Origin of the sequence: Klebsiella sp. 141240 (assembly GCF_050600805.1) — a bacterium.
Classification (GTDB): Bacteria; Pseudomonadota; Gammaproteobacteria; order Enterobacterales; family Enterobacteriaceae; genus Klebsiella; species Klebsiella aerogenes.
In genome coordinates this window covers 16,331-29,922 of the sequence record NZ_JAQIRK010000021.1, presented here as the reverse complement: position 1 = coordinate 29,922, position 13,592 = coordinate 16,331, and the positions used below count along the sequence as shown (strand labels likewise).

At 42.4% G+C, this 13,592-nt stretch carries 12 protein-coding genes; 4 read left to right on the top strand and 8 right to left on the bottom strand.

What is annotated here, in order from left to right; all coding sequences use genetic code 11:
* Window positions 1-57 precede the first annotated feature (57 nt).
* Together PGQ95_RS23240 and PGQ95_RS23235 are read left to right on the top strand one after the other, a co-directional pair.
* A complete protein-coding gene (locus PGQ95_RS23240; protein ID WP_001032029.1) occupies window positions 58-342 on the top strand; it encodes a hypothetical protein in 285 nt (94 codons plus the stop codon).
* Window positions 343-407: 65 nt separating this feature from the next.
* The gene (locus tag PGQ95_RS23235; RefSeq protein WP_000210769.1) at window positions 408-761 is read left to right on the top strand and encodes a hypothetical protein; all 354 of its coding nucleotides are present in this window, start codon (window positions 408-410) and stop codon (window positions 759-761) included.
* A 286-nt stretch (window positions 762-1,047) separates the two neighbouring features.
* Here the strand turns inward: PGQ95_RS23235 and PGQ95_RS23230 are convergent, their stop codons facing one another.
* The 8 genes from PGQ95_RS23230 to mobI are packed head-to-tail and all read right to left on the bottom strand — an operon-like array spanning window position 1,048 to window position 11,190.
* Entirely contained in the window at window positions 1,048-1,779 is a 732-nt protein-coding gene (locus PGQ95_RS23230) for a nuclease-related domain-containing protein (protein WP_000338612.1), read from the bottom strand.
* Window position 1,780: 1 nt separating this feature from the next.
* On the bottom strand, window positions 1,781-2,962 hold the full coding sequence (locus tag PGQ95_RS23225) for a S49 family peptidase (protein WP_000952983.1): 1,182 nt from the start codon (window positions 2,960-2,962) through the stop codon (window positions 1,781-1,783).
* A gap of 10 nt (window positions 2,963-2,972) precedes the next feature.
* Complete coding sequence (locus tag PGQ95_RS23220; RefSeq protein WP_000718549.1) at window positions 2,973-3,635, bottom strand: DUF4400 domain-containing protein; 663 nt, start codon at window positions 3,633-3,635, stop codon at window positions 2,973-2,975.
* Window positions 3,622-4,731, bottom strand: a complete 1,110-nt coding sequence (locus tag PGQ95_RS23215; RefSeq protein ID WP_000343599.1) for a hypothetical protein — start codon at window positions 4,729-4,731, stop codon at window positions 3,622-3,624. Before PGQ95_RS23215 ends, PGQ95_RS23220 begins: the two co-directional genes overlap by 14 nt.
* Complete coding sequence (gene traD, locus PGQ95_RS23210) at window positions 4,731-6,815, bottom strand: conjugative transfer system coupling protein TraD (protein WP_001284076.1); 2,085 nt, start codon at window positions 6,813-6,815, stop codon at window positions 4,731-4,733. Before traD ends, PGQ95_RS23215 begins: the two co-directional genes overlap by 1 nt.
* Window positions 6,815-9,961: a MobH family relaxase gene (gene mobH / locus PGQ95_RS23205; protein WP_001011151.1), complete on the bottom strand. Its 3,147-nt coding sequence runs from the start codon at window positions 9,959-9,961 to the stop codon at window positions 6,815-6,817. The genes traD and mobH overlap by 1 nt, the downstream gene beginning before the upstream one ends.
* A 9-nt stretch (window positions 9,962-9,970) precedes the next feature.
* Complete coding sequence (locus PGQ95_RS23200; RefSeq protein WP_000128631.1) at window positions 9,971-10,708, bottom strand: hypothetical protein; 738 nt, start codon at window positions 10,706-10,708, stop codon at window positions 9,971-9,973.
* A complete protein-coding gene (mobI, locus tag PGQ95_RS23195) occupies window positions 10,705-11,190 on the bottom strand; it encodes a conjugative transfer protein MobI(A/C) (RefSeq protein WP_000071885.1) in 486 nt (161 codons plus the stop codon). The genes PGQ95_RS23200 and mobI overlap by 4 nt, the downstream gene beginning before the upstream one ends.
* Before the next feature lie 758 nt (window positions 11,191-11,948).
* Between mobI and PGQ95_RS23190 the strand changes: the two genes are divergently transcribed.
* A complete protein-coding gene (locus PGQ95_RS23190; protein WP_000004209.1) occupies window positions 11,949-12,749 on the top strand; it encodes a hypothetical protein in 801 nt (266 codons plus the stop codon).
* Between the two features lies 1 nt (window position 12,750).
* Window positions 12,751-13,263, top strand: coding sequence for a hypothetical protein (locus PGQ95_RS23185; RefSeq protein ID WP_001140953.1), 513 nt, complete (start codon window positions 12,751-12,753; stop codon window positions 13,261-13,263).
* Window positions 13,264-13,592: the final 329 nt, after the last annotated feature.

The window sequence follows — 13,592 nt, the reverse complement described above, 5'->3', positions numbered from 1 at the left end:
AACCTGTTTGGCCTGCAATGGAAGCAGGTATAATAATCACATACAAAGGAGGGCATTATGAATAAATTTTTATACGTGCTTTTGGCCTGGATTGTTGTGCTTTTTATCGCCAACAAACTGCTCGCAAGACGTAAGCCCAAGACGGTTAAAATCCTGGTACAGCGCAACGGGAAAGCCGCAGAGGTTGATGCTGTAGTGGTTCAGGGTTCAAAGAGAGCTAACAACAGTTCTGTTGCGGACAGCGACGCGGTAGATAGTTATTTTGAAATGAATCCTTACTCCCGCGAAAACCAGTCGAATGGTTGGGCTATGCTGGCCAGAGACGATGACCAGCTTAAATAATCAGTTGAGTGTGATGTGTAAAGCAGCTTAAAACTCTAAATGGACGAACAGGGGAGGTGACAAAGATGACAACCAATACAACAACGACCACCTACCGCTCAGAAGAAATCGTGCCGTTCAGACGGCCCAAAGGGGATCTGGATAGTCGGTATATGCCTCAGGTGTATGCAATGGTGCGGAACTGGGCAAGTAACCCTGCTCAATATGGTGAGGGTGTACTGGCCTCCTACCGCCAACCGGCAGTAAACCTTGCCTACCAGGTAAAAGGAACTCGTGTTGTTTTAATTCTGGTACCAGTAGAGTGCGAGCCACCTGGAGTGATAATGACGGAAACAGTCCTGTGGCCGTCACTATCACTTGTAGAAGTCTTGCAGACCTTGCAGGAGGCCTGGCAAAATATTCCGGCGTTAAACCCCTGACGACTTCTGTCAATATCACCGGCTAGTGATTTACCTCTCTGCTGGTGGTCAGCCCGCCTAAGTTCAAATTATCTCTTTCTAAATTAGCCCGGATAAAAATCGGTCCCTCTAAAATAGCCTGCCCTGAGTAGGCTACGTCATACAAAGCGTTGGCCAGTCACCAGCTGGCTGGTGGCCATAATGCTCCACAGGATAAACCGTATCAGAACTACGCAAAGAAAAAGCCCCAACAATTTACCGATGGGGCCTTTTGCAGACATTTTACAGCCTTACCAATGATAGAGCGCTAAGGCTTCTGCTTAGTGAACAGACTTGCCCACAGATAATGGATAAAGTTGAGCAGAATGTATGTTACTCGTTGCTCGAATTTCATCGGGGCTTTGTACTTTGTCGTTATGTTGTGAATATGAGTAAGGTCCGTATAGAGCCCTGGCGACTTCCTTGTTGACTTCAACACCGAACAGATGTGCTGAACAGACTCCGGTGTGAACAACCGTAGCCCTCGTCGTTGTTTGACTTTATGGATAAAATCGTCCATCCCCATACATAACCATTCCGGCTTGATGCCATCAAACTTACAACGTCCGTTTATGATGACGACATTGATACATTCCAGTTCTCTAGCCTTAAGAGCAGACTGAATAGCCCTGATGTGCCCCTGGTTTTGCTTAAACGGGTTCTGCAACTTGAGGGTTCGGGACTGAGTCCATTTCCGCCAGTGGCTTTCCTCCAGAGTACCGTAGAGCTTGCCTACGTAGTTTTTCTGCTCTATGACGTATATACCATGTGGGGCTACGAGAATGTGATCAACCTGAGTAGTGCTATGAGCCGACAACTGAAAGGTGAGATCACTAAGTAGCCCCTGAGCTTCTTCAGGAAGCCCAGATTCAATTGCCTTTGCAGTCCGCCGTTCCGCTATGGCAGAGGTCATAAAACCCAACAGACACAGCAACACGACGAAAATAAGGATAATGAAAGCTACCCCCGTAATGCTCCACAGCAGATTGAAAGCATCCATGTTACCTCACAGAGGGGTAGCTGGTGGCATTAACAGATTCTACCAAGCGGGTAGTGGTACCGGTAAGGCTCTCAATATTTGAAGACAGGCTCATCAGCATGCCGAGTGCAGAACGGAGATTACGATGAGGCTCATTGTAGTTTTTGAACGTGTCAGTGGAGTACATTTTTGAAAGACGTGTACGGATCTCTACTGACGTAAGATCTCCATCCACCAGGCCGTACTTAACTGCCTGAGGTGTTGGCCATACACGGCCTGAATAGAGAGAAACAGCATCGGCATCATGACGCGAGAGAAGCTTTTTACCCCGTCCAAGTTCAACATCAGTTATAAATTTTTCATGCATCGTGTTCAGGATCTCCTTCTGCATGAACTCCCTCGTTGAATCGGACAATGGGTGGAAGGGGTCAAGAGCATCTTTGAACTCACCGGCCGTAAGGGGCTCATTCTTGACGCCTACTGTGCTCATGATCTCTGACAGATTCCAGTGGTCCATACGCACACCGATAGAACCGATCAGGGCATTACTGTCGGCATAAATTGCATCAGCGGGCGATACCGCGTAATAGCATGCGGATGCGCATATGCCTTTCACACTAACGATGATTGGTTTATATGAGTCTGCGATATCAGAGAAAAAACGACCGGTACCGCTGGAGAGTACTTCGAGGGAGTTTTGCTTCGACCGTGCTTCATCGCCACGTTCTGTGCTCCCGGTTTTGTTACTCTTGTCAGCGGCTACAGATGAAAGAGAGCAACCGGCATCTGATACGCGTTCAATCTGTGGCTGGTGGTTTTTAAGCGCGTTTATCTGGCGGTAAATAATGATGGCGTCAGAGGGACCACCACCACCTGACTCTGCCTCGATAATAACTGCTTTGGCATGGGGATTATTGTAAGCTTTGGCAAGAGCTGTTGCGATCACTGTTCCATCGCCCGTTTCCGAGCCGGTACCCATCTCGCCAGAAATCCGTATTACAGCTATATGGTCTTTCTTCCCTTCAGCGTCCTGCCATTGTTCGTAAAGATTGTAGAAAGAAAACCCTACAGCGGTCATGGCAATTAGCGACATAGCAACTTTTGCCGTGGTATGAATGCGAAACATCTTATAAAAACGGTCAGCGTTATCATTGAGCGATTCTTTGATATTTGTAGGGGACTTCCTTTTTTTACTGCTTAACATCTGACCACCTTTACATGAGTTTTTGAAAGTTAGACCACAAGCGATTCAATGCAATTCCCAGTATCAATAAAGCGACTGGTGGGAAAAGTTGAGCGATATTGTTAAATAGTGACATATTCGGCATGACCAGGTAGACCATCGTTAAAGCACTGATCACCCAAAATGCTCGAAACCAAATACGATAAAACTGAACTGTAACCTTACCAAATACGTACCTCTTCAATTTCCACTGGTACATTCCATCTGCTAGCATGGCAAATAGATAGGGCAGAAAAACGATTAGCCACCCCAGGATTAAGTTCCACCGGAAAATGGACTGATAAAGTAAGAGGGGTATGTTTTTGGCCATAGTGTAATTAATAGAGGTAAATTTTTCAGCAACAATGTTAATACCTCTGGCTGGTTTTTTGGTGTCAGGGATCAGAATAGTATTCAGATAGTCAATTAACTTATAGTCATGTACCAACCAATTTAAAGTCGCTTCACTATTTGCAATAACAGACTTCCAACGGTCATTTGATATGATGGACCGGCTTGCATTAACCTCCTGAGTAATCTGATATTTGAGCTCCTCAGTATTCTGGAAAGCCAGGCTGTAACCAAAATAAATGACCATGCCAAAAAAAAGCATTGTTCTGAGCACTGCTGCTCTGCTTGTATTATCCGCAGCCATTGCTTTCCCTCCATTCACGAAAAAGAGCTAGCCTCTGATCGTGATTGCAATAGTTGTTACGCCACATCGTCGGGATACCCAGGAGCCAGTGGTACTGTTTAGGTATGATTTGGTCGATGAGGCTTAACTCCGCCAGTTCTTTATGCTCTGCGCTTTTCCACTCGATCTGTCCCACATCAGGAACAAATACAGCGGTCCTTGCTTTTGCGGCCTGGCGGGAAAATTCTATAAAGTTGATGCCCCACGGCGTCCAGTATCTGTACTGCTCGTTTAGGCCGATGTTAAACACCGGCAGAGAAAGAGTTGAGTCGGCAAAAGCCGAAATCACATTTTTGCAGACTCTTGGACTATCTATTTTTTCCTGTTCGGTTTTGAGATGAGTCAGCAGTGCACGGTCAATAATGCTGTTAAAGGTGTTTGTATAAAGGCCATTAGGGTCAGGAAGCCGATCTATGGCAGTAATGATTTTAAATTTTAACCGAGAAAGAAAGGGAGAGTCCTCAATAGTAACTATATGACTATGTGTTGTTTCTGGATGAATCTGGGGTTTGATGCGCTGTACTTGTTTAAAAGAGACACTACCTGGCAAATTAATGAATGCGCCCACCGTGCGTGTCAAATCGACGAAATAAGGCAAAAGATAACAACCAAGCATACGGGCATTCTTCTTTACAAGATCACACCGTTCGTCATTGTTATCGAAAGAAATACGGAAACTAACGAATTTACGTTCAGGACCTTCGCTGGTGGTCAGCGATTGAATCCATTCATGGCATGAACCTTGTGGTACCGACCAGTAGCTGGTTTCACGGTCCCCAAAGGGATCAGTCGTGATCAACTCTCCCTTTAAAAGGAAAAGCTCAGACAGGGTATTTGCCATGGAGAATAGGGAATCGATATCGTTGCTCTGACAAAATTTTCCCAAATGATGAAACGCGTTTTTTTCTATCTTAGTTAGCCGATCTCGAACTTCCTGAGAATCTGCGTACTTTAAACCCAAAGACTGAAAGCGCCTTTTTACGAGCGAGCGACATTTGCTGACTTTTAGTGCAGAGCTTAAAATTTGCTGGCGCGTCAGGACAATTTTTTCATCCATCAATGCAACTTCCTTAGAAATTTATTAAGATTTTTGATATCGAGATTTTGACGCAAAGTAACTTTTCCGGCCTTCTTGAAAAGCATTTCCGACAGAGTTGTGTTTGGCTTCATTTGTTTCTCAGCAACAGCAATAGGGATTTGGCCTACAACCTTCCTGCCATCTTGAAGCCTGGCAACTATGTGAAACATAGGGACCTGACCCAAGAGATCCTTTGGAATACTCTCTTCTAAAGTTGTCTGCTTTCTTTCTGAGATTGAACCTGAGAAGTTATTATGCGGCAAAGATGTTTCTGAACCGGTCGTATAAGTGACCATATTTGTGCTTATCGCACTCTTACCAAAGTTCTCTACAACAAGCGTCTGAGTAGGAGTATCGTTGACTCGCAAGCTTATATAATTGTTGCAGAGCCCCGTAATTCGATTGGCAGTTTCAACACTTGCCGCAGCAATAAAGTCGGAGATGGTTTGGGTGCAAATAAACAGTGCAATTTTCGCTGCACGACCCTGCGCCAGAAGGTTAATCATAGGGTTGTTAATGGCTGAGTGTGCCTCATCAACAAAAATACTTATCCTGGAATTAGCTGACATATCACCATCCTGAGCGTTGTAGCGACTACCGGCACAGGAGGTCAGATCTGACATTATTAATTGAGAAATAGCAGCTGCTGTATCGGGGTTTGAAAGGCCATCAAGCGAAATGTATAGCACCCCGCCAGTGCTGAACATCCCTTCGCTTGTTACAATTTCTCTTGATGATACTGAGTTCGGGTTAGGAGATAAAAGCTCATTTAAAGGTTTTTCAATGAGCATATCGAAAACAGGCATAATACCTGCGGTCATTTTAGCCATATGCTCTGGGTCGGACATTGAGTAATCAATAAGCTGGGAAACAGTATCTAACCAGTCTATTTGTTCGGACCCCTCGTAATTCATGAAATGAGCCGTAAACCATTCAGCGAGACGCTTGAAACGTACCGGCAAGGTTTCGTTAGCGACGTACTTAACTTTTTCGGTCCAGACATCGTAACCATAATATCTCGCGTAACATGACTCCATTACCTTGACTGTAAGATTCACAATAGACATGTGGCTTTTCATGTTCTTGTGAATCAGATAAATAGAAGGCTTTTTCTCTATGTAAGAAAGCCCGGAAATCACATTGGAAACGAGAGCTTTGGCATACTGAACGAATGGGTTAACCTCACCGGGAACTGTCACCAAGCTCAAAAGACGAGATGTTAGGTCAGAAACATTAGTATAGGTGTTGCAGACATCAATACAGACCGAAGATGCTGGCTGGCCAGGATGAAATTTATAGAAAGGAAGACCGAGGGTCTTAGCCTCTTCCATTAGAGATTCTCGCCACTCTGCATCGTTCTTTGGATCTATGACAACAACAACATGACCAAGATGAAGCATGCTAATGCTTAGTAAACGCTGTAGCACCGTTTTCCCGGTACCCACGTTTCCGGTTATCAGAGTATGACCAAACCAATTGTCTTCAGTTACAAATATGGGTTCCCTACGTTCCACAGCAAAAATTGCATTGCTGCCGCCCATCTTACGAGCCATTGCGTCAAAATGTCTCTTAATTGGGTTGAAGACGAATGGCAACTCGATCTCACGTTTATCACTGGAGAGGTTAGCTATTTGATATGCCCGATCCGCATGTTCCGGGCCCCACTCAAACCCATCACAAAAATAGGACTTTCGCTCGGGTATATCCTTATTTTTATTTTGATAATCCTGAACCAGTTGACGATACTTTCGCTCATTGGAGAAAAAGTTACTTTTGTTAATTACACGCAGTGAATCAAGACTAACGAACATGAAATGTCGCTTGAATACACGCCAATGAGCCATCAAGAATGGCGCTGCTGTTTTGCAACGATAAAGGCACAGCAAAAAAAGCAATATTGAGGTGAACAGAACTATTGGGGCGATGTCCAGTCCGTCTGAAGAAAGTCCCATATAAAGCATAGAAACCGAACAAATCAAAAGTATTGAGGCACTACGATACTCAAGAATAGGCCGATAAAAATTCTCTTGTGCATGGAGGTTAGTCCTCTTCGAATCTGACATTATAGGTTCCCAGCCTCTTTCAGGTTATTGATAATTCGTTCAATGTCCACTTTCGCCCGGTCTGATGCGGCCAGCAAAGTAGGCATGTTAAATGCATGGCATTTTGTATTGATCACAGCACCAGAATTAACGAGGTACTGAGGAAGCTTATTGAAAAGATCTTGAGCCTCTAACTGCGACCCAAATTTTTCCACGCAAGATTGGGTCAGATAGAGAGTATTAGGAGTACTTACCATAAATCTGTTTTTGCGCTTTCTTTTAAACGCCACCTCCATTTTGGACAGAATTTGATGCAGTACTGACGCAATTTCTACAAATTCAAGCTCTGTAACGTCACCTTCGCTTATAAGCGAGAATTCACCATTTTGGTCTGATTCAGTAGTTGCAAAGACTTTACTGTTCAGATTGTGACCAGAAACAGGTGATGCTGGTTTTTGTACTTCTGCTTTGTCCGATGATTTATTCCGGTTGCGCTTGGGATTTTGTTTTTCTACCGGTGCTGTTGGGGCGAACAGTCTGGCCAGTGCTGGCGAAAGATGATGCCCCTTAGCGTCTGTGGGCGCATGCTCTCCATTTGATTCTTCAAGTACAGGAGGTAAGGCGGGCTCTTCACTTGCCATCACACTGGTTGCGGCTGCTTCGGTCTGGGAATACACAACTTCAGCTGGTGGTGGGCAGTTACCCTCAGTATCTGGTTCTGAGTTTTCTTGTCCTACAGAAACATCCATAGAGCGTTCAATCGTACCCTGGGGATCAGCGTTCTGTTCTCGGTTAAGTTCTGGTAATTCTGACGGCTCGGGGAGAAGCTTTTCATTATGGACCGAAGAGCTTGTTGCACAACTACCGACTTCTGGCCGAGAAACACTAAGCTGTGTGAAATCGGTATAATCAATGATCTCATGCTCTTCATCTTCTTCCTCAAAAAGATGTTGATAATGTTCATATTCCACAGCCTCAGTTTTCAGCGGACCAGTCGCGGATGCACTATCGGTTCCATGATATTCCACGTCGCCAGAATGTTCTTCGACTGCATTTACACGTGGGGGAGGCAGCTCAAGCGTTTGCTTTGGACGTGGGGCAGAGTTTTCAACAGAAGACTCATCATTAATCACTAATGCCTGATACATAGAAGTATTGAAAAGTGACTTTAAAGTTGTTGGCCTTCTTGGCTCATGATAGGTGAGCTGGAACCCGGCGCAGTTATCGCCGAGCTGGACTAAACGCAGATCGTCAATGTCCCTTACTATCCACATTCCATCGAGAGAGCCTTCTCTGAATGTCAGTTGGAAATAGGGCTCTTCACTAAATGCTTTTTCATCTAATCCCGGCAGCAATGCCATAGTGGCATCTATGTTGAGGTAGGGGACAGCATCTACACACACTATATAGTCATTGGAAAGTGGAGCGCTTAAAAGGAGTTCATGAAGTTGGTTGACCAGGACATGGGATTCCGTGTCCTTTGCCGATTCATCTTCACTTTCTTCTATATCAGGAATGACAGGATCAGCTGCTTCCTCACCCTCAGATTTAACTATCTGCGTGTCATTATCAATTTCATTATCACTTTCGGCTTTCTTCTCAAAATCGTCGGATGAGCCTTCATTTTTCTTAGAATGTATATCAACATCAATAGAGGCAGTGGAGCGGCCTAAATCATTAACCTTAAGAACAGCCGTCTCAACAGTATCAGTAATTTTAGTTATAGCGTCCCGACCGGGCACTGGTCTTCTGTATTCAGTAACTGTTTTTTGCTCGTCAATGTAAATAAAGTCTTTATTGGCATTAACGCTAAAAAGACCCGGCACTGAGTCAGGGATTTTATAGGAATCAAAGATTAAACCAATCCACCTTAGCTTAAGAAGGTTATAGAATTCTAGTTTCCCTATCCCATTTCTAAAGATGTTTGATATTTCGTTTTCCGAATAGATACCCGGAATGAAGTAGTGAACGACACGCTCATCATCATAGGGCTCGACGTAACCACGTTGAACTAGGGATTCTACCAATACCGTCTTACCAGCCTCTCCCTGAGGGAAGTTATATTTATGTAATTCGAAATCATTGAGAACAAAATCAAGGAATGCGTTCTCGTTAAGGTATACCTCACCATTTACGATAATGATGTGCATAGGCTTAGCATTGTAATTGTTGATATTGATACTGGTAAAGTTGTGCTTGATGGTACTAATGGCCCTTGCTGCTGCATCATTAGAACGCAGACCCATGATAGGGTCACGTAAAACATTAAGGTCTGTACCAGTAGAATAGAAATCAGCGGTCCTCACGCATTTAGACAAAAAGTCATTCCCATCAGTATAAACGTTTAGGGCGGTGATCATTTTTGAATAAACACGTTCTTTATTTACCCGATCCAAAAATGCAAGACATACCGGGTTTAGGATTCGCTCAAGGAAAACGCTGGACCAGATATTATGTTGATTATGAATACGCTTTCGCCAGTGGATTTCGTATTCAACCACGTCATTTTCACGTGCCCAGTCAAGAAGACTTTGTGAGCTTGGCGTCCAAATGATCGGACTAGCTAAATTCAGGCTTACAATATCGAGATCGTAAACCTTTCCGGCATCATGGACTAAACCACAGATAAACGCAGCATAGAGATATACTTTTCTACGGACTACTTCTTCATCTTGATATCCGATTGGTCTCAGTTCTGAGTGATGCGCATTTTTTAAAGAGAGTATGGCCACTTCCAGGCTGTGAGAAAGTAACCCACCAATACCATTATGATGATGATTTTCGGAAGCTGGCAAAAGATGTATCCAGCGAACATATTCAACCAAGGGCTTTAATACTAAATTAGTAAATGTATATGCATCGTCCCTGATGTCGCTATCGCTGATAGCTAACATCATTGAAATTGAGTGCAGCTTTTCCCGATACAGAGACAGGATTGACTGTTCATTAAATGTCTGTATGCCCGTCGGACGAGTTGGATACTCGATGAATTTCAGGACTTCTGGATTTGGATGATCAGGAACAGTGTACTTCTGATCTCCTAGAATCTGCGCAAAAGGAGAGAGGCTTGATATATCCTCAATCATTACAGAGGTTGCATCATTCTCCTGAGATGAGAATATCCCCAAAATCCGTTTAATACATAAATACAGCGCCCTGAAATTCATCATCATACCTTATCGACGTTTGCCTGACAGTTCGGCTGCAATGTATGCCTGCACACTTTTATATTGCATTACTTTGGTGATGAACTCTGCTGGACTGTATGGCCCATCCTTACGGCGAGAAACATTCAGAGTCTTTTTCACATTCTCAACATATAAATTAATACTCTTTATAATGTTGTGAGACATAACCGGATAGTCGCTTACAGCCAGTAAACCCAATGAGTTGTACTCATACATTGTGTTCATGAGCTGGTTCATCTCGAAGATGTACTTGTAAAACCTCATGGTGTTGTGGTTATTGAAGTTGAGTTGTACTGGTTCAAAACTGAAAGGTACAAACTGAGTTGATGACATGAATGAGTCATTCTTGTCGAACTCAATTGACTTAATATAAGCAACAAGATTTTCTTTCATCTTATTGTTTTCTTCATGCAGCTCGTTGAACCAATCCTGAATAGCCTGAACAAGGTCAGGATGTTTAACTGCATCAACCGTTTTAAAGAGAGAGGAAATAGCGATACTCACATCATCAAAACCTCTGATGACTGCTCCATTTCTGGCAGTTAAAAACCGGTTAAAATCTGGGGTGCCGGGGTTAATAATAACTTTGGCCATACCCTGGTGCTCTGGTCTACGTTGAGTAGAAGTTTGAGCGTTTACGCCTTGCTTTTTATTTGAACCTTTTACCATTACATCTTTTGGTTCAATGTTAATACGCTCATTGTCCGTGATAATTGCGTCGGTCATTGTGCCACCTTAGTTTTTGAGTATTGACGGATTTTTCGTCCAAGTTCGATATATGCTGAATGATAGAGCTCAAGCATTTCTCTGTAAGGCTCCAGCAATGCTTCCGTTTCAGAAATCATTTCGTATTCCCAGCTGGCATGGTTTACAAAACAGTTCTTAGAATATTTTCCACTTTTCATTGGTTGCACCCGTTTTGACATGTGACTAGGCGCTCTTGTTTTATAAGGGCTGAACTGATGCCAAGTGATCGTTACTTTTCTGGCATTACCAATTAGCTCAACTTTTGGTGCGTAAGAACCCAGATACTCCCTCTTTGGAACTTTGCTATGTCGGGTAAGGTTAATCTCTTGGTGGTTTCGTTCCTTCCACTTGATCCAGTATTTTGTAATGAGATCTTCAGCCTCAACACGCAAACCTTCAATCTGAGCACGTAAATTTTTACGTGTTAGCTCTATAGAACTTATAAGATTCGAATTACTCATGACGCCTCCTGATGTGAAATTACTATACCGGAGGAAATTTCCGTTTTTTTTCACGAACAGAAGATTTTTGAATGCTCTTTGATGAGGGAATTGAACAGATGTAATGCACTCGCTGTTTCCCCCATTCGGGAGGGGCCTTCAGAAACAGTAACAGCGAGTTTAGCCTCACTTCCATCGCTACCCTCTAAAGTTACTTTTGAGGGAATGACCATTGTGGATTATTGCTTTTGATAATGTGCATTGCTCTATTAAAGTTATACATATATCTAGTGCCACTTTTCCAAAAAAAATGACCCTATGGAACTTTGTCCATAGTGACACTTTTATAAAAAGTGACCCTATGACGACATTACATAGGGTCACTTTTCAAACATAAGTGACCCTATGTGAGGTATTCATAGGGTCACTTTTCTTTGTTTAGTGATCCTATGTAAGCATGAGGTTGATGAAAAGTAAAAATGTCAGTTTATGACGGTCAGTGAAAGACGTCGTTATTCTAATCCAACGTTGGGAGGGGCTGGATTTAGGTTTTTTTTTAATCGCTTCACATTTCGTTAGCATGCGAAGAAATTTTGATAAAATTCTGGTCAGTTTGGTTAAAAAGTGTTACAAGTAAGCGGTGTGGTTGAAGGGATAGATTTAAGGCTTATTCAAGCCTTAAGAAAATACTAAAAGTTACTTTTCACCCTACCGAACACCTAACAAAAAATCCATGTTGAAGATTTGAACAATTGTAATGGCGCAAGGACAATCAGCACATGTCAGAATCTGATAATTTAACTCGTAGCTTACTCGGTAAACTTTTCCGCACTGAGATTTCGCTTATTCGTAGTTACCGTGCATTTTTAATGTTATTGCCTGTGCATGGATCTTCTGCATATCAAACTGGGACTCCTCTTCTCCAGCGTCGCCTATTTGGGAAAGGATTTAGTACAGCCGCTGATTTAGCTTTTGAAGTGGAAACACGTCCAGGTAGTTTTTTGGTTCCGCGTACACTCGGAAAGGAAATTACATGGGAGAGGTTTTTTTCTGCGGTCTTGGACGGTGATTCCAATGTAATTCGTGAATATGATACAAATGATATTGACTATGGTATTTACGATGCCGGTGAAAAAGTGACTTTTCTGAATGGTACAGTGGATATCTATAATCCCAAGAAGATTCATGAGTTGCGTTCTAAATGTGTTGATATACAGAATGACTACTTTATGCAGGTGTTCTTTATCTCAATGCTCGCACCAGAGTTTGTAAGTGTTTTCTTTGGTTTAAAACCAACTACAGCTGATGCTATTAAAGACATTGGTTATTCATCGTTAAAAACAATTAACGATGTCGTTCTTTTCCCACGTACAATTGCTTTCTCACAAGGGCATATTGAAGAGAGTGTTTCACTTAAAACGAAAGTTTTTGCCTGGGCTTATGAATTGTCTGCTGACATCCGGTTAGGAAAAGTTAGTGATGATTTGATGGAACTATTACGTTATGACACTATGTTCACCAGTCACCGTCAGGATGTGTTCAACACTTTAACAAATAAAGTTATGTTAAAGGATTATTAATATGGCAAAGGTCGATCAAACAAAAGCTAATGCTCTATTGCGAGCAGCAAGGACTATGTCGCTTGGGGCAAATAAAAATACAATACGAATTTTGTACGGTAATCATGTTGCTGAAAATATCGATTTTGAGCCTGGTGCAAAAACAAAACTCAAAAAAGGTATCCGGGGCTGGAGCAAACGCACAGATAACCGCCGAGCTTTTTCTGCTGTTATTGATGTCGCAGTTAACTATTTTGGTTTTGATCCAATAAATCCGGAAGCGAGTTTTCGGCAAATTGACTTCAACCGAATAATGAGTGTCCTTCATAATCTGGGATACTTTGTATGCGCACCGGAAGTTAATAAAATAATAGAAATCCTTACTTCTATGAAAGAAATTGAAGAACTAGGTGCCTGCGAAAAATGTAAACGCCCATACATTGTGCCAGTGACAAATGATGCTTATTGTCCACGTTGCAGATTATCTTCAACTGCTTCAGCCATAGAGAGGTATTCTCAAGAAGAATTAGATTAAATTTAAAAAAGATATCGCGAAACTTGCCTTGTCTGAATCTAAATATTGACTTAAGTCAAATTCTGTTGTTTGCTTTACAATCAAATATTAGTTACAACTTAAATATTAACTCTTGACAAGTAAAGATATAATTTGATTTTTCTTTATACAGTCTTTCTTCGTTCCAAAAAATGTTCACCTTTTTTTCTGTTGAAAACGTAAAACTACTTAGGTTCTCTAAAACCTTCTATGCATGACGACTTCTTAATCGCTTTCAATTAATATATTTTATATTCTTGCCTAAGTTCGCTTCTTTGATCCTTAGCTATTCCTTCTTTGAAATATAGAAA